Origin of the sequence: Bacillus sp. FSL R5-0603 (genome assembly GCF_038050295.1) — a bacterium.
Taxonomy (GTDB): domain Bacteria; phylum Bacillota; class Bacilli; order Bacillales; family Bacillaceae; genus Bacillus; species Bacillus subtilis.
Genome location: NZ_JBBOYP010000001.1, coordinates 1387359 through 1404697, shown reverse-complemented (window position 1 = coordinate 1404697; position 17339 = coordinate 1387359). Strand labels below are relative to the sequence as shown.

Sequence of the window (17339 nt, the reverse complement as noted above, 5' to 3'; positions counted from 1 at the left end):
TTATGCACCCGCCACAGAATTGATTAAACCTGAAAAAAGCGAAAATACAACTAAAATTCCGAATAGAATGATTGCTGAAATCCACCCGGCTTTTTTGGAGATGCCTCCCGTTTTGTGAAGTCCGATTGCTAATAATACAAAGCTCCAGATGCTGAAAATTTCAAAGGTATTTAACACGCTGGCAAGAGCCCCGTCAGATGGGATAATCCCTGCCAGTGACGTCGTGCTGTAAAGAGGATTCACGTCAGTCGTAAAAGCAACGATTCCATTAACCAATAATCCGAGACTGCTAATCAAAGAGACAAACAGACCGAGAGAAAGCATTTTTTTATATGTCGTAACTCCGCCTGATATTTTTACACAGAGCCAATAAATAAGAGGGGCAATAAATAATGCTGCGATACCGCCGATAATAGCGCCTGCCATTCCGCCAAATTTGGTTATTGTTGCGACAGTTTCCATTTGTTCAGCAGATAGCCCTTGCGTATCCTGGCTTTTCAAAAGCTCACTATAATCCGTACCGAGTGATTGGAGCACGGCACCGACGATGATAATTGCTGCAACAATCAAAAGCGGTCCCCATACAGCCGGCCTTTCTCTTATTCTTTCAAATTGAACGGACGGACTTGTGATTACTCCGAAAAGTGAAGGCTTTTCAGTCGCCGTTCCGCTGTTTTTTTCTACATTCGTTTCCATTTCAAAACCTCCTTGAGAATATCTAACAAATAGTACGGGAAGGATATCAAAAAGTTTCATGTTTTTCTAATAAATTTCCAAAAGCCTTCAATATTGAAGGCTTTTCATATTATTCTATCGCTGTGCTGTATTGCGCTTTCACAAGCCCGGCATAAATGCCTCCTTTAGCGAGCAGCTGATCATGGTTCCCTTCTTCTATTTTCCTGCCGTGATCAAGAACAATGATGCGGTCGGCGTCGCGGATCGTAGACAATCTGTGAGCGATCATCACTGCTGTACGCCCTTTCAGAAGCGTTTTTAACGCTTGCTGAATTTTTACTTCTGTCTCTGTATCAATGCTTGCCGTTGCTTCGTCAAGGATGATAATAGCCGGATCGGCGAGCAATGCTCTTGCAAATGAAATGAGCTGACGCTGACCGGCAGACAGTACGCTGCCTCTTTCCTCCACCTCTGTTGCGTATCCTTCCGCTAAATCGGAAATAAACTCATCCGCTCCGACCGCTTGGGACGCTTTCATCACCTCTTCATCCGAAGCATTTGGCCTTCCAAAACGAATATTTTCCATGATGGTCCCAGAGAAAATAAATGTATCTTGCAGGACAATGCTGATTTGAGAGCGCAGACTGGCAAGGGAAAGATCCTTAATCGGTATACCGTCTATTTTAATGGTGCCTCCGGTCGCATCATAAAAACGGCTGATTAAATTGGCAATCGTCGTCTTCCCGCTCCCTGTATGCCCGACAAGCGCAAGCGTCGAACCCGCCGGAATAGAGAAAGAAACGGCGTAAAGGGCTTTTCGTTTTTCATCATACGAAAATTCAACCTCTTCAAAACTGATCTCCCCATTTATCTTTTCATTATGAATGGCATTGGGCTTCTCCTTGACATTTGGCTGTTCGTCCAGAAACTCAAAAATCCGTTCTGATGATGCCATCCCCATTAACAGCTGATTATAGACCTGACCCAGTCTCGAAATAGGTTCCCAAAACATTCCCAGATAGAAAGCAAAAGAAACGAAGACGCCAATCGTAATGGTTTCATTCATGATGAGTGTGGCTCCATACCAAATCAAGACAGCCGTCCCAATCGCATTCGTCATTTCTACCAGCGGACGGAACATGGCATTTTTTCTAGTTGCTTCCCGCCATGATTCGTAGTTCTCCTGATTGACACCGTCAAAATACGCCATGTTTTCTTCTTCCTGCGTAAATGCCTGTGTGACCCGGATGCCCTGAATGCTTTCGTTTAGATGAGAGTTGAGCTTCGATTGCTTTAGCCGTACCGTTTGCCAGGATCGGCGTATTTTTTTTCTGAGACTTGTTGAAATAAAAAACATAATCGGCAATGTCACCATGATGGCTATAGTCAGGTCAGGGCTCAGCGTAAACAAAATGATAATCACGCCGGCCAGAAGCAGCAAGTCGGTCAACAAATTGATGACTCCGCTTGTAAAGAGCTCCTGAAGAGAGTTAATATCATTCATGATCCTGACTAAGATCGATCCCGCCGACCGCTGATCAAAAAATCGATGGGATAAGCGCTGCACATGGGTAAATAAATGCTGTCGTAAATCGTAAATGACATGCTGGCCAAGCTGATTCATCCACCTGATTCTTAACACATTGGCGGCGTAATTGAGGACATATAAACCGCTAATAATAAAAATGAGCTGAATCAGCAGCTCCGAATTTCTCCCTGTAATCGCTTGATCAAGAACATAAACGCCGATCAGAATGGGGATCACAAGCTTCACAGCAGTGCCAATCAATACGGTGAGAAAAGAAAGCGGCAAAATTGTTTTTCGATATGGTTTGACATAGCTCAGCAGCCGCCACATTTGAGCCCAGTTAAACGGCTTTTCAATGATTTCATCTGAAGAGTAATAGAAACGCTCTAAAATCCCGTGTTTTTTCGTTTGTTTCATTTGGCCCCTCCCTATCCGACCTCATGCGGCTCATTAATCATTTTGACATCACGGTATTGCAAATCGTAAATCTTTTTATAGTAGCCGCCTTTTTCAAGAAGCTCGTGATGTGTTCCCCTTTCACGAACGCGTCCTTTATTAAAAACGAGAATTTCATCGGCGTGTTTCAGTGAAGAAATGCGGTGAGCGACGATAAAGGTTGTGCGGTTTTTCATGACTTCTTTTAAGGCAAGCTGTATGCTGTGCTCCGTTTGCATATCTACTGCGCTTGTGGCATCATCCAATATTAAAATGCTCGGGTTCAAGCAGATGGCTCTCGCAATGGCAATACGCTGTTTCTGCCCGCCGGAAAGCCCCATTCCCCTCTCTCCCAGCATGGTGTCATACCCATCAGGAAGCTCCATAATAAAGTTATGAGCCTGTGCCCTTTTTGCCGCTTCGATGACGTCGTCCATTGAGGCATCCGGCCGCCCATACGAAATATTTGATCTAATCGTAGATGAAAACAGGAAGGATTCTTGAAGTACGACCCCGATATTGGAGCGAAGGGTTTTTAACGAATAATCCGTGATTGGTTTGTGATCAATGGTAATCATTCCGCCAACAGGACTGTAAAATCTGGTGAGAAGCTGTGTCACTGAGCTTTTGCCTGAACCTGTCGGGCCCAACAGTCCGATTACCTTCCCGCTGTTTGCCTCAAAGCTTACATTGCACAGCGCGTTTGTTTGTTCTTTCCCGTATGCAAGAGAAACATTTTTGAAATGGACATCTCCGGTTAATTTTTGTTTATGCAAAGCATGAGGATGATCTGTAATGTCTTCTTCTTTTTCCAGAATGTCGAGCAGGCGTTCCCCTGACGCTTTTGCTTGAGAGAACATATTGATGACAAAACCTAAGTTCATAATGGGCCACATCATATAATTGACAAGGCTGAAGAAAGCAACAAGCTCGCCAGGTTTGAGCTGATTTTGCATAACCAAGTAACCGCCGTATGAGAGGAGAGCTACAATACAAATGTTACCAATGAACTCCATTAAAGGGAAATACGCAGACCAGATGGATGATGTTTGTAAATACTGCGCCCTGTATTCTGCATTGGCTTTATTGAAAGTGCTGATCTGAAAATCTTCCCTGGAAAGAGATTTAACCGTATTAATGCCACTGATATTTTCCTGGACTTTTGTATTGAGTTTCGCAAACGATTTGCGGATGCCTCTGAAGGCGGGATGGACTCTTTTGTCAAACCGGTATACCGCAACTGCGAGAAATGGCAGAACAGCTATTGTCACAAGCGTGAGAGGAACAGAATAGTAAAACATAACCGACAGGCTGATGGCTACCAGCAGGCCGAAGCGAATGAGCTCAGCGAGACCGTATGATAAGAAAAAACGAAGCCCTTCAACATCAGCAGTCAGCCTGGACATCAAATCTCCTGTTTTCGCATTATCATAGTAAGAAAAAGAAAGCCGCTGCAGTTTTTCATACAGACCATTTCTCAGCCGATAAACGGATTTGATCCCGAACATATCACCTAAATACTGATGAAAAAAGGTAGCCGTTCCTTTCAAAACCATTACCGCAATAAATCCTAAGCTGACCCACGCCGCAAGCTGATACTGCCGTCCCAACACGATCTCATCAATCGTAATTTGCAGGATAATCGGATAAACGACAGTAATTGCAGTCATCAAAAGCATGGCTAGAAGCGACCACATAAACACTTTTCTGTACGGCCAATAATACATTTTTAATCTTTTAAATGTCTCCATATCCAGCACCTTTCCAACATTTATCATCTTTACTATATCGATACCCGAAATAAATTTCTATTATTTTTCGAAATTTCAGTCTAATTATGGGGTGAGTCTCTTACTTTATAGGGAGTAACATATGTAGAATAAACGCTTACAGAAAATCATTGTATGCTGAGGATACTTGGGGATATGCCAATGAAATACAGAAAAACCGGACGGCTGAAATGCCGTCCGGTTTTCATCCCCCGCTGACCGGCGGTATGATGGCTACTGTGTCACCCGAAGATACAGAGGTATTTTCTTTTACATAGCTTTCGTTAACGGCAATCATAGCCGTATCAATAGATTCAAGACCGTATTGTTCTTTTAGACTCGCTTTTATTTCATCTGTGGTTGCTTGTTCCATATCTACTTCTATTGCTTGTGTACCGGCCTGTTCAGCAAGCCCTGCAAATAAAAAAATTTTAATCATGCTGCTCTCCCTCGCTTAGGTCTGGTTTTCCGTTCGGATAAGCTGTTGTTTCTAGCTGGTCGCCGATCCATTGCTCACCGTCTTCCCAAATTTCTTTTTTCCAAATTGGCACAATCTGTTTAATGCGTTCAATCGCATACTCATTGGCTTCATATGCGGCTTTTCGATGGGGAGAAGATACAGCAATCACTACCGCTGCTTCACCGATATCAAGCACACCTATACGGTGCGTGATCGCAGCTGAGGCACCTTCCCATTTTTCTTCGATTTCAGCGCCGATTTGAGCAAGCATTTGCACGGCCATCGGTTCATATGCCTCATATTCAAGCCGAACCGTTCTTTTTCCGTTTGTCCATTCCCGAACCGTACCAATAAATGTCGTAATGGCTCCTGCTTCCCGTTTCTCCACTTTTTTGATGATGTCTTCAGTATTAATGGGTGTTTTCGTAATCTCAAACCGTTCCATTATGCAGATTCCCCCTTCAGCTGTGAAAGCACAAAATCCACGGCAACCGGATCATCCGCATGAAAAACGGGTAATCCCTGATGCTCTGTCATATGCTCTTTTTTTCTATAGATGATGGCGATTATATTTACTGCTTGCAGCGCTTCCAGATCTTCCTTTTCACTTAGGATAACCACTTTAGGATAAGGGGCTTTTTTAAAGCCTTCAATCAGAAGACAATCTGTTTCGAGAAATTGGTATAACTCGATCAGCCGTGCCAAATCCCAATTGCGGCGGGCAGTCAGCTGTAACACACCAGCACCTTCTACCGCTGTTACATCAGCACCTGCCGCCTTGTAACGGTCCGTGTCTTTTCCTTCCGTGAGCGTTTGCGGTTCACCGCCGTGACCATGATGCTTCAGGCAGCCCAAATGGACTCCCTGTTCAGAGGCTTTTTCAAGAATGCGCTCAATAAACGTTGTTTTCCCGCTGTTTTGAAATCCTACAACTTGGACGATCGGGAAAGGACGGACCAAGGCCATTCACTTCCATTCTCTTCTCTGATGAGCAGTACTTGAACCGTTCTGCCAGATTCGTAGCCTCGCGTGCCGCCCGGCAGGATAATAAATGCATTGGCATCTGCAAGTGATGTGACAGAGCTCGACTTATCTAAGCCAACGGGTGTCGCCAACAGCTTCCCTTCCTGATGGTGCACGAGCGCACGAACAAATCGGGTAAATGGGTTCGGCTTCGGAAAATCCTTGGTCAAAACAGCTTCCGTACAAATTGAATGCGGTGTTTCATTGAGCAGCCATGTCTGGATTATCGGTTTGACAAACAGTTCAAAACCGACATAGCATGCCGACGGATTACCTGAAAGGCCAAACAGCAGCATATCGTTTGCATGCGCCACCGTTGTCACGCTGCCCGGGCGCATGGCAACTTTATTAAACAGCACGTCCGCTCCGAGTTTTTCATAGATCGCAGGCAAAAAGTCAAAGTCACCGACAGACACTCCTCCAGTTGTGATCAGGAAATCCACCTTTTTCATCGCTTCTTTAATTGCATCAAAGCTTTTATCCAGTTCATCAGAGATTTTCCCTAAATAAAGCGGTGTTGCGCCTGCTTCTATCGCTTGCGCATATACCATACTCGCATTGCTGTTGCGGATTTTTCCCGGTTCCAGCGGATCACTGACATTCAGCAATTCGGTACCGGTTGCGATAATCCCGACTACAGGCTTTCTCACGACAGGCACAGATGCGTATCCGAATGTTGCCAAAAGAGCCGTCACTCCTGGTGTCACCCGGGTGCCCTTTGTCAGTAAAACACTCCCTTTTTGAGCGTCCTCACCTGTTTTTGAAATATTATCCCCCGTCTGAAAGCGGCGTTTTAAAGACATAAATGACTTCCCATTCTCCTCAAAGGCTTGAGTCAGTTCAATCATGACGACTGCATCTGCCCCTTCAGGGATTTGCGCGCCAGTCATAATCCGCACGGCCTGAAACGGGCCAAGTTCTTTCTCAGATACTGCTCCCGCTCCAATGTGGTCAATAACTTCAAACCGAACTGGGTTTTCACGTGAAGCTTCTGCCGTATCGCACGCTCTGACAGCAAAACCATCGTATGGCGAACGGTCAAACGCAGGTACGTGGTGATCCGCAGTTATATCTTCGGCTAAAAACCGATGAAGGCTGTCTTCAAGCGCCACCCATTCTGTTTCACCTTGTTTTTGAAAATGGCAGACACGCCGAACTGCCTCGTCTACCGGTATCGGTGTTCTTTTCTCCAGCATTCTGACCCCTCCTGTTGTTACAGTCCAATCACTCTTGCCAACACGGAGTTGGCTTCTTTCACATCATTTGTTCCATGCACCAGTGCCCGTCCGTCATTGAAAATAACAATTCTGAAATCCTCGTAAAAAATATGCAGCAAAAACGCATTAGCCTCGACCTTGCCGATTGTTTTCAGCCGCTTAATGAGCTCCTGTTTCGGTATTCTTTTTAATGATTCTGACCTTACCTGTACTGTATCACGGCCGCATAGTACAGCAGCTTTTGGTGTGTTCCAATCCTGAAGATAAGGATATACCGCATTAGCTCCGCAAGATGGGCATTCCTCAGGGCGTACATGATTAACGTTAATCTTCATATGCGAATTGTTCCAGACATCAAATGTCACAAAACCCCGCTGTATTGCTTCTTTTTGGCCGGTTAACAGCTTTAATGCCTCAGCCTGCTGATATGCTGAAACGATATGCACAGCAGGCGGAATAATGCCGGCAGTATCACACGTCGCCCCGCCGACAGGAATTTGCTCAAACAAACAAGACAGACAAGGGGTTTCTCCGGGAATGACAGTCATGAACATTCCCTGGCTGCTTACACAGGCGCCATAGACCCAAGGTGTCTTTGTTTTCTGGGCAAGATCGTTTATCAGCATGCGGGTTTCAAAATTATCTGTCGCGTCGATCACGACATCTGCTTTTTCAATCAGCGGCTCAAGCGTTTCGGCTGTTCCTTCGGTAACATACGCCTCAATATGTATCTCGCTGTTAATCGCTGATAGATGCTCTTTGGCAGCCATGGCTTTCGGCATGCGGAGTTTGGCATCGCTTTCTGTATAAAGCTGCTGCCTTTGAAGATTGCTCCACTCCACATAGTCACGGTCAATAATGGTAATAGTACCGACTCCCGCTCTCGAAAGCCCTTCAGCTCCTGCAGTGCCGAGCGCTCCCGCTCCGACTATCAGCACATGGCTGTCTGCCAGTCTTTTCTGGCCCTTTTCCCCAATTTGCTTAAATCTGATTTGCCGTGAATAACGTTCCTCCATCAAACTGTTCTCCTTATCTTTTATGTCATCTTATCATGTTATTGCCCCGTCAGTCCCGCTTGAGGGGGTTCGATTTTTCTTCCAAACAGCTAAAATCATCACGTGTATTAATGTTGATAAACTCTGCCGGGTTTGCTCCGATACTATCAGCCTGTACGTAACAAACCGAAATTCTGCCTAATAAATCTGATATTCTCAACCTCTTCTCAGAAAGCTGATCGTATAGAACTGGCATGATACGTTTGTGGTAAATCGCAATCAATGGCTGCACTTGTCCGTCTGAAATTGGGACTACCGCGTCCGCACCGGCAGTCATCAGACGTTTGAGCTCCAGCATCGTCCTTCTTTGTATCAGCGGTGTGTCACAGGAAAGAACAGTATAAAGATCACCGTCTGTCTTTTTAAAAGCGGTATATATACCAGCCAATGGCCCCATGCCTTGAAATGGCTCAGCATCTTGATACACTTCATTTTCACCGTTTTCTTGAAATCTATCAATAAATTCGGGACGGCTGATGATAACCGTTTGTTCTCCAAGTGCCTCTTTAGCGCATTCGTAAAGCATCCTGCCCTTCCATTTGACAAACGCCTTCGGTTCTCCAAATCGCCGCGAGGCTCCCCCTGCCAGCAGTACGTTTACATGCTTCATATCATCTCACCTCTAGTTTCGTTAAAAGCATAGCAAAAGCAAAGGCTCAACGCTACTGCTTGTCTGTTTATTAAAGAGGAATAGCTGTTCAGTATTTGCATATTGTAGTGTTAACATCATGAGGGAGATGGTTCGAATGAAAAGATCAGGTCCTTTTTTCCACGACGTGTCTCAGGAGAACCTTTATTTAAAATCCGAGCTTTCAAGGTGCCATAAGCTGATTTCTGAACTTGAAGCAAGCTACTTTCATCAGAAAAATAACAAACTGCTCAAAGAAAATACCGATATGAAAGAAAAACTCCAGCAGCTGTCTGCCGAATTAACACATATGTCAACAAAAGAAAAACATGCCTCCCACACCAGCCAAACCCTGCACCAAATAAGAGCTGAACTGCTTGATAAAATCGTTGTTTTGCAGGAGCTTCTATCTGCTGAAACCTATAAACGCAGAGCCGAAATCGAAGAAAAACATAAACTTCATATTGCTAAAGTCAAAATCGAAGAAGAAAATAAAAATCTTCATAAACAGATCAGCGAACTTCAAGCCTCGATTGAGCAAGAACAAAATGCACTGCTTATGGCAAAACAGCAAGCCGAATTGATAAAAGCCGAAAATGGGCGTCTAAAAGAGCAAATGGTAGAAAAAGAATATCAGCTAAAACATATTAAAATAGAAGTTGATCATATGAAAGATCGAATCATAGAAACGAAAGAAAGACTGCTAGACATAGAAAAAACGAAAGAAAAATTATTTCACGAAACTATTATATCGTATAAACGGCAGCTTGATGAAAGCGATGCCTGGATTGCTTCTCATTTTGCCGATATTGATGGCGGCACGAAACAAAAAGAAAAAACGGAAGAAGAAGCTCCAGCGGCCTACGCGCAGCCATATCATGTAGAGACCATCCTTGAAGATGTCACCAAACAGATACATGTGCTCCAAAAACAGCTTGCCCGCGCCCAATCATCAGACCAGGCCAAGAGCCATACAATCGAAGAGCTGAAAAACAGAGCCGCTGAAGAAAAGCCTTATCAAAAGTGGGTGTATAAGCTTAATCTTGAAAAAGAAAACAAACCTTCACAGAAAAAACCTCAATAAAAAAACTGCTTGAGCGATGCCAAGCAGTTTTTCTTTATATTTATTCATTAGCTGATTCAGCTGATTCTGCAGATTCGATTTCACCCTCTAAAATGTACTGCCCGCGATATGGCTTTTTCACTTCCGGGTACATTTTAATTAAGCTTTGCATAAACGTTGTCATATTAGGGATTTCAAGACCGCTTTCTTTTTCAATCTCTTTTTGAAGCTCCGAGCTCTTAATCGCCGCGTTGTGGCGTTTTAATGTTTTAATAGCAGCTTCACGCAGCTTAGCTGCTTTTGATCCCGGTCTTGCCGTTCCTCTTCTTCTTCGTGTTGTTCCGTCTGGTATACCGGCAGGAAGAGAGGAAATAGATTGAAGCTGAGGCTGAACAGACTGCTGCTGTGATTGCGGCTGATAGCTTCTGATTTCCTGAGCCGCAAGCTCAGCGAGAACCGGCAGAGAGTCAGGTTTTTTTTCAGAACGGAAATCCTTTTTGATTTCGGAAGGGCTTCCATTTCTGTCCAGCTCTCTTAATTTTGCGTATATTTTATCACGTTCAATTTGATATTCACGAATGACTTTCACTTCAGCTTCATTTAATTGTTCTAACCGCAAGCGCAAAGCTTCTCTTTCATTAAACATTCCTCAATGTACCCCCTATCAAAATTAACATCTTTAATTAAGATATTAGATTACAAAAGTAATTTTATCAACTATTATTTTAGCATTTTACTATTATATTTACTCTATGAAAAATTCCTTATTTTCTGAAAAAGTTTTATTTTTCAAAAGAGTCCTTTATTCTCAAGGGGTCAAGGGTCTTTCTAGTTTATTTGGTATAATGTTGAAAATATATATTTTACTTACTTCTTTAAAGAAATTTAGTGTAATATCTACAATTTTCGAGTTATGAGATATGAGATTTATCTAAAATTGAGGAAAAACATCAAAAATTAGCAGTGTTTTTTAGCGTATCAATCAAACAAATCATCAATTCCTATACCCAAATTTGGAAAAATAAGCTTCTTACTCTTCTTCCATTGCTTTTTGCACAAATAAAAAACCTGATGTGATCAGGTTTTTAGGAAATACTATTTAGTCAGATACCTATTCCGTTTCAGCCAGAACGCGGTTCACACGTTTTTCAAGCATTTTCATACCGCTCCCGCCGGCTTGGAAGTGACGGAGCTGTCCTGTTTTATCAAACACATAATATGCAGGTACATATTCATTTTCAAATGCATCGGTTAAAGCATGGTCACTGTCAACAAAAATCGGCTGAGTGATATCGTGTTCAGCAGCTGTTTCTTTAATTTTACCAAGATCAAGATCATCTTCGGAACGGGGCATGTGTACAGCTACAACATTCAGCTGATCTTGATATTTATCACGAAATTCATTCACTTGCGGCATCGCTTCTTTGCACAAGTGGCAGCTGATGGACCAGAAATGAATAAGCGTCGGCTTTTCCCCAATCAATTGCTCTCTCGTCACTTCACCATTTAACCAAGCTTTTTCTCCCGTCAATTCCGGCATGGGCTGACGTAATTTCATTGCTTTTTTCCCTCCTATTTAACAGAAAGGCCTAACGAATATGCTAGACCGCTTTTCGTTCTTGGAAAGAATTAAAGTGTTTTTTGGCCTGGTTTCCAGTTAGCCGGACAGAGTCCGCCAGTTTGCAGCGCCTGAAGAACACGAAGCGTTTCATCAACATCACGCCCAATGTTGTTATGGAAAACAGTTTGATATTGAAGCTCCCCTTCAGGATTAATAATAAACAATCCGCGCAAAGCCACACCTTCTTCTTCGATTAAAACGCCATATTCCCGGGATACCTCATGGTTTGTATCAGCAGCAAGCGGGTATTTCAGCTGGCCAAGACCGTTTTCTTTGCGGTCTGTATTGATCCAAGCTAAATGAGTATGGATGGTATCAGTTGAAACCCCGATGACTTCTGCATCAAGATCTTCGAACTCGTCATAGCGGTCAGACATTGCTGTAATTTCTGTCGGACAAACAAAAGTGAAATCCATTGGATAGAAGAACAGCACTGTCCATTTGTCGTTTTTCATGTTTTCCTCAAGACTTACTTTGCCGAATTCTTTGCTTGCAAGGACTGCTTCCATTTCAAAACGAGGAGCTTGTTTACCTACCATACGTTCTGCCATATGTATCCCTCCAATTTATTGTTTGGCTTAGTCAAAATCGCATGAAAATAAAGGGTGATTAACCATTTTCAGTTATATTGCAATGCCATTATATAAAAGCAGATTTCCTGAGTCAATTTTTAACAAATCATGTATGTCTTTGGCTTCGACATTTTTGAATAAAACGTTTAACATGGTCATATACAGGGTAACTAGCCTCAATGTGCAGCAATCAATTAGAAAAGGAGCTCAACATGGACTTTATTAAACAATATGATTGGGCGGGACTGATTACAAATGCCGGTGTTCTGCTCATTAAACTCGCCATTATGATATTGCTCTATTTTATCGTTCGATCATTAGGCATGAAAATCATTAAACATCTGTTTGCAAAATTCGAGGAGCAGAATAGCTTGTCTATCGGACGTGCACATACGCTCCGAAGCCTGACTCTTAACATATTTGCTTATACTTTGATTTTTATATTCTTCGTCATGGTTCTAGATTTGTTTCATTACGATCCAAGCGCTCTTTTAGCGGGGGCAGGAATCGTCGGCCTGGCTGTCGGATTTGGCGCCCAAGGGCTTGTCAGTGATATCGTGACAGGTTTTTTTATTTTGCTTGAGAAACAATTGGATGTCGGAGATTATATTACCGTTTCCACCTTTGACGGAATTGTCGAGCAGGTTGGCTTAAGAACAACTCAAATCCGCAGCTTTGACGGAACACTGCATTACATCCCCAACAGAAACATCACAAACGTGAGCAATCATTCTCGTGGTACCATGCAGGCTCTTGTTGATATTAAAGTGCCGGCTGAAAGAAATATTGATGAAATGATTCATATTTTACAGCAGGTTTGTGATGAAACGGCAGCGGCTCTTCCACAAATAAAAGAAGGCCCAAATGTCATCGGGATTCAAGAACTGGGGACTTCTGAAATTGTGATCAGGGTCATTGCCAAAACAGAAAATATGGAACAGTGGCGAGTCGAACGAGTGTTGAGAAAAGAAATAAAGAACGCGTTCGACCGCGCTTTCCCTAAAGAAACAGAATAAATAAAAGAACCGAAGCTTTTTGCTTCGGTTTTTATGTTACTGAATTCTGCTTTCAACTTCGCTGCAAATTTCTTCAGCCGTCATCCCGGAAGCTGTAATGACAGGTGCTTGTGTTACCGTATCGGCTATCCCTTGCACATTATTATCAAGACCTGTTACGACACAGCAGTCACAGCCTTGAGCATCAGCAGGGCTTTTCATCATTACAACGTCATATCCTTTTTCTTTTAAAGCAGCTTCTACATCTGATAACGATTGTTCAATTCCAATTTTTTTAGCCATTTTTGAACACCTCCGTTTACTAGAGTGCTCATTTTATGGAATTTTATTCTTTCATTTGTACTTAATTGGCATAAACAGAAAAATAACCTGTCATGACATTAATCGCTGTTTCTATCGCATTTTCATCGGGATTCAGCTTAGCGTGATGAAGCCCATGTTCAGAATCAGCGCCGAGCCAGAACATGAAGCCGGGATATTTTTTCAGCATATAGCCAAAATCCTCCCCAGTCATTGCTTCTTTTGCTTCAATTACTGTCGCCAGTTGATGTTCAGCAACAAAAGACATAAATTCTTCTGTTAATCCGCTCGTATTGTAAACTTGGTGATATACAGACGGATATGTCACTTTTCCTTTGCAGCGGAATCCGATTTCGATTCCTTTCACTACATCTTCAATCCGTTCCTTTACCTGTTTCATCGATTCTTCAGAAAGCGTGCGGATCGTGCCTTCCAGGTGGGCCGTTTCCGCAATGATATTTTGTGCCGAGCCTCCGGTAATGGTACCAACTGTAATAACAGCACTGTCTAGCGGATCTGTGTTTCTAGAGATAATCGTTTGCAGCTGGGTGACAAGTGTACTTGCCGCTACAACCATATCCTCAGCCAAATGCGGATATGCCGCATGTCCCCCTCTGCCTTCCAGATCGATGACTAGCTCTGATGTATTCGCAAATAGAAGGCCGCTTTTTGTCGCAATGGTGCCTACCGGAAGCTCTGGAGCAATATGAAGCGCAGTGATGAAATCAGGCTGCCACTTTTTTAATACATCGCTCTCAAGCATTGGTTCCGCACCGCCAGGCCCTTCCTCTGCCGGCTGAAACAGAAAAAGCAAATCATGTTTGACTGGGTGGTGAACAAAATAATCAATAATGCCGAGTGCAATCGTCATATGCAAATCGTGACCGCAGGCGTGCATGTTGCCGTGATGCTCTGATGCGAATGGAAGACCAGTTTGCTCTTCTATAGAAAGCGCATCGATATCCGCTCTGTACGCCAGCATTTTTTCCGGCGCCGTCCCGTTCACTTTTACAAAAAGCCCTGTTCGCCATTTCTCAATTTCAATTCTGTCTTGCGGATATTGTTCCAAGACATTTAATAAATACTGCTGGGTTTTGATCTCCTGAAATCCAAGCTCCGGTATACGATGCAGATCTCTGCGAATTGCGATGAGCTCCTCTTTCTTCATTTCTATTCCTCCTGCCTATACGAATAAGGCGTGGATATATTATCCACGCCTTTTTTATCAAACTTTTCCTTACAGCTGGCGTAATTCCTGCTTGATTTCAGTTTTGCCTTTTGTTTTTTCATCAATGTCTTTGATTTTTTTAGCTGGTGTGCCTGCAACGACAGTGTATGGCTCAACGTCGTTTACCACGATCGCTCCCGCAGCAACAACAGCTCCTTTACCTACTGTTACACCTTCAAGCACAACAGCATTTGCGCCGATTACGACGTCGTCTTCAATCACAACCGGTTTAGCGGATGGCGGCTCAATAACGCCCGCAAGTACAGAACCCGCGCCGATATGGCAGTTTTTTCCGACAGTAGCTCGTCCGCCAAGCACAACGTTCATATCAATCATTGTGCCTTCGCCGATGACTGAACCGATATTAATAGAAGCACCCATCATGATGACTGCGTTATCGCCGATTTCAACTTGGTCGCGGATGATCGCGCCCGGCTCGATACGCGCTTTAATGTTTTTAAGATCAAGCATTGGGATCGCAGAATTGCGGCGGTCATTTTCAACCACATAGTCTTCGATTTTGCTTTGGTTTTCTTCGATTGCTGTTTGGATTTCGCTCCACTCACCGAAAACGACACCAGTGTTTCCGTTGATAAAAGCTTTCGCAGATTCGCCGAAATTGATTCCTTCCAGCTCACCTTTCACGTAAACCTTTACAGGTGTTGATTTTGTACTATTTTGAATAAATGAAATAATTTCATTTGCGTCCATCATTTTCATATGTATAGTCCTCCTCCTGATTTTCTACCTCATTACTGTATCAAAGGAAAGATACAAAGACAAGAAAAAAAGGAACAGCCGTTTTAGCAGTTCCCAGTGAGTGATCAGACAGCGCACCCGCTTTTCTTTGCGAATTGTCTCCCAAAGTTTATTAATTCTTCCTCTTCTTCACCTTCAGGATTATTTTCGATTTTTACCGAAGGCAGCACAATGTCTCCACCGCGTTCTTTTATTTTTGCCTCTAGCGTATCAACCGCTCCGCAGAAAAATTCATATGCTGTATCACCGGAACCGAATACAGCGCATGTTTTGCCGGAAAAATCAATCTCATCCATGTCTTCAGCCAGATCTAAAAATTCATCAGGCAGATCTCCGTCTCCCCACGTATAGGTTCCCATTATGATATGGTCATAATCGGTAAACAGCTGGGCATCATCAATATCCATTGCTTCGAAACGGTCTACTTCTGCTTCCGCCTCCTGAAGCCCCTTTTCAATCAAATCTGCCATAGCTTCAGTGTTGCCTGACATTGTTGCATAAACGAGCAAAATCTTCGCCAATTCCTTGTTCCTCCTCTAATGAATCATTGCTGAAACTTCGTACGGCTGGACAAATTTACATTCATACAAGCCTGCGCAAAAGAAATTCTCTTTCTGATTGGCCACTCTCCATCCATGTCCCTTAATGGTATCGAACCATTTTAACGACCGGGCTTCGAGATCAGCCTGGTAAATTCTCGAAAAACCGTTTTCATCTTGTGTTGTAGTGACATATATAATGCCATCATCCTCTGAAAGATCAAGAAATGACTCTTCTTTTCTGATCATACTGGATTGAATGATAAATTCTTCACCATTCAAAAGATTCCGTACAGTGACAGCACCGTGCTTTCCTTTCACAGAACCCATCGCCGCCACCAGCCAATTTTCATTGAACACGAGCATGGATGCCGTCATCCGGTTTTTTTCTTTTTTGACAACTTGGACAGTGTCACGCTTAATGTCGTAAGCCCAAATGCCGCCAAAATATGCGTGTATTTGCGTGCCGATAAAAAGATTGCCCCCGTGAAGGCATAGAGACCGGATAACAGGGGGATTATGAAATTCGGCAAAAGGTTTGGCTACGCGCCATGAGACACCAAAATCATCCGATACATAAATACAATGCTTACCGTGGGCGCAGACAAACCCGTTGTTTCTGCCGGTAATCGCCCACACTGTTGCATTTGTCGGAAAGCTCGACATCGTCCAGGTTTTCCCTTCATCAGCCGAACGAATGACTGTTCCCTTTTCACCAACGCCAAATAAGTAAGGCCCTATGTAGCTGATACAGTGTATCTTACTTTTCAAACGAAAAAGCTTTCTCCAGCCCTGCTCCAAAGAATAATGAAAAATGCCTTCTCTTTGTACCGCCACAAAATATCCAGAAAACGCCGATGCCGTAACAGCAGTTGCTCCTTTATGAAACATGGCTTTTTTCCTTGTTCATATAATCTGCCCATGCAAGAAAACCTCTCGCAAACGCTCGGCAGCTTTCCACATCTTCATCTGTTTCAGGCGCTAATTCAATTTTTAGTGTTTCCTGGTAAACAGCAGCTCCCGCCTCTTGCAGCATGACATTGAACAAATTCACCGCTTCGCAAAACTTTGGATAAGAATAATCGCCAGACCCGAAGCAGGCTGTTTTTAAACCATTAAGCTGAAGCTGTTTGACCTCTTCGAAAAAATCCTCCGCTTCGTAGGGCAAATCGCCGTCCCCCCATGTATAGGTGCCAATCAGTACATAATCATAGGAGGTTAAACAAGACGCATCCACATCATCTATCTCGACACAATCGATATCCAACTCATATTCCTGAAGTGTATCTTTTATTATGAAGGCAATGTCTTCTGTATTTCCTGACATGCTGGCATATGTAATCAAGGCTTTAGCCATGTTATCACCCCGTTAATTGATAATGATTTTCAATATCATATGTATCACTTTAAATGATAATGATTTTCATTGTCAACAGATAAATAAAAAAAAG

At 43.2% G+C, this 17339-nt stretch carries 20 protein-coding genes; 2 read left to right on the top strand and 18 right to left on the bottom strand.

The window, feature by feature from the left end:
* From yknW to NYE56_RS07265, 9 genes are all read right to left on the bottom strand, one after another.
* The gene (gene yknW, locus NYE56_RS07305) at nucleotides 1–696 is read right to left on the bottom strand and encodes a toxin SDP protection protein YknW (RefSeq protein ID WP_014479677.1); all 696 of its coding nucleotides are present in this window, start codon (nucleotides 694–696) and stop codon (nucleotides 1–3) included.
* A gap of 109 nt (nucleotides 697–805) precedes the next feature.
* Nucleotides 806–2620, bottom strand: a complete 1815-nt coding sequence (locus NYE56_RS07300) for an ABC transporter ATP-binding protein (RefSeq protein WP_341283672.1) — start codon at nucleotides 2618–2620, stop codon at nucleotides 806–808.
* Between the two features lie 11 nt (nucleotides 2621–2631).
* Complete coding sequence (locus NYE56_RS07295) at nucleotides 2632–4389, bottom strand: ABC transporter ATP-binding protein (RefSeq protein WP_341283671.1); 1758 nt, start codon at nucleotides 4387–4389, stop codon at nucleotides 2632–2634.
* 223 nt (nucleotides 4390–4612) lie between these two features.
* Complete coding sequence (gene moaD / locus NYE56_RS07290) at nucleotides 4613–4846, bottom strand: molybdopterin converting factor subunit 1 (RefSeq protein ID WP_341283670.1); 234 nt, start codon at nucleotides 4844–4846, stop codon at nucleotides 4613–4615.
* Complete coding sequence (locus NYE56_RS07285) at nucleotides 4839–5312, bottom strand: molybdenum cofactor biosynthesis protein MoaE (protein ID WP_015715811.1); 474 nt, start codon at nucleotides 5310–5312, stop codon at nucleotides 4839–4841. The genes moaD and NYE56_RS07285 overlap by 8 nt, the downstream gene beginning before the upstream one ends.
* Entirely contained in the window at nucleotides 5312–5833 is a 522-nt protein-coding gene (gene mobB / locus NYE56_RS07280) for a molybdopterin-guanine dinucleotide biosynthesis protein B (RefSeq protein WP_003232370.1), read from the bottom strand. The genes NYE56_RS07285 and mobB overlap by 1 nt, the downstream gene beginning before the upstream one ends.
* Nucleotides 5794–7086, bottom strand: a complete 1293-nt coding sequence (locus NYE56_RS07275) for a molybdopterin molybdotransferase MoeA (protein ID WP_341283669.1) — start codon at nucleotides 7084–7086, stop codon at nucleotides 5794–5796. Before NYE56_RS07275 ends, mobB begins: the two co-directional genes overlap by 40 nt.
* A gap of 17 nt (nucleotides 7087–7103) precedes the next feature.
* Nucleotides 7104–8123 (bottom strand): molybdopterin-synthase adenylyltransferase MoeB, encoded by a 1020-nt coding sequence (locus NYE56_RS07270; RefSeq protein ID WP_341283668.1) that lies wholly within the window; start codon nucleotides 8121–8123, stop codon nucleotides 7104–7106.
* A gap of 49 nt (nucleotides 8124–8172) precedes the next feature.
* On the bottom strand, nucleotides 8173–8772 hold the full coding sequence (locus tag NYE56_RS07265) for a molybdenum cofactor guanylyltransferase (protein WP_123373511.1): 600 nt from the start codon (nucleotides 8770–8772) through the stop codon (nucleotides 8173–8175).
* Between the two features lie 136 nt (nucleotides 8773–8908).
* Here NYE56_RS07265 and cse15 point away from each other — a divergent pair, with 136 nt between their 5' ends.
* Nucleotides 8909–9874, top strand: coding sequence for a spore protein Cse15 (cse15, locus tag NYE56_RS07260; RefSeq protein WP_160243960.1), 966 nt, complete (start codon nucleotides 8909–8911; stop codon nucleotides 9872–9874).
* Nucleotides 9875–9914: 40 nt separating this feature from the next.
* Here the strand turns inward: cse15 and rok are convergent, their stop codons facing one another.
* The 3 genes from rok to ahpA all read right to left on the bottom strand — a co-directional run bounded on the left by rok (nucleotide 9915) and on the right by ahpA (nucleotide 12025).
* Entirely contained in the window at nucleotides 9915–10499 is a 585-nt protein-coding gene (gene rok, locus NYE56_RS07255) for a transcriptional regulator Rok (protein WP_014113628.1), read from the bottom strand.
* A gap of 465 nt (nucleotides 10500–10964) precedes the next feature.
* Complete coding sequence (ykuV, locus tag NYE56_RS07250) at nucleotides 10965–11411, bottom strand: thiol-disulfide oxidoreductase YkuV (protein WP_015252187.1); 447 nt, start codon at nucleotides 11409–11411, stop codon at nucleotides 10965–10967.
* Between the two features lie 71 nt (nucleotides 11412–11482).
* Entirely contained in the window at nucleotides 11483–12025 is a 543-nt protein-coding gene (gene ahpA, locus NYE56_RS07245; RefSeq protein WP_003245371.1) for a biofilm-specific peroxidase AhpA, read from the bottom strand.
* A gap of 233 nt (nucleotides 12026–12258) precedes the next feature.
* Here ahpA and mscT point away from each other — a divergent pair, with 233 nt between their 5' ends.
* A complete protein-coding gene (mscT, locus tag NYE56_RS07240) occupies nucleotides 12259–13062 on the top strand; it encodes a small-conductance mechanosensitive channel protein MscT (protein WP_003244994.1) in 804 nt (267 codons plus the stop codon).
* Nucleotides 13063–13098: 36 nt separating this feature from the next.
* Here mscT and NYE56_RS07235 read toward each other — a convergent pair whose 3' ends face one another.
* From NYE56_RS07235 to NYE56_RS07210, 6 genes are all read right to left on the bottom strand, one after another.
* Entirely contained in the window at nucleotides 13099–13344 is a 246-nt protein-coding gene (locus NYE56_RS07235; protein WP_003232382.1) for a YkuS family protein, read from the bottom strand.
* Nucleotides 13345–13405: 61 nt separating this feature from the next.
* A complete protein-coding gene (locus NYE56_RS07230) occupies nucleotides 13406–14530 on the bottom strand; it encodes an N-acetyldiaminopimelate deacetylase (RefSeq protein ID WP_341283667.1) in 1125 nt (374 codons plus the stop codon).
* 69 nt (nucleotides 14531–14599) lie between these two features.
* Nucleotides 14600–15310 (bottom strand): 2,3,4,5-tetrahydropyridine-2,6-dicarboxylate N-acetyltransferase, encoded by a 711-nt coding sequence (gene dapD, locus NYE56_RS07225; RefSeq protein WP_003218680.1) that lies wholly within the window; start codon nucleotides 15308–15310, stop codon nucleotides 14600–14602.
* A gap of 104 nt (nucleotides 15311–15414) precedes the next feature.
* Nucleotides 15415–15870, bottom strand: coding sequence for a flavodoxin (locus tag NYE56_RS07220; protein ID WP_032721472.1), 456 nt, complete (start codon nucleotides 15868–15870; stop codon nucleotides 15415–15417).
* Between the two features lie 15 nt (nucleotides 15871–15885).
* Nucleotides 15886–16779, bottom strand: a complete 894-nt coding sequence (locus NYE56_RS07215; RefSeq protein WP_088325781.1) for a WD40/YVTN/BNR-like repeat-containing protein — start codon at nucleotides 16777–16779, stop codon at nucleotides 15886–15888.
* A complete protein-coding gene (locus NYE56_RS07210; RefSeq protein WP_046160340.1) occupies nucleotides 16769–17245 on the bottom strand; it encodes a flavodoxin in 477 nt (158 codons plus the stop codon). Before NYE56_RS07210 ends, NYE56_RS07215 begins: the two co-directional genes overlap by 11 nt.
* Nucleotides 17246–17339 lie beyond the last annotated feature (94 nt).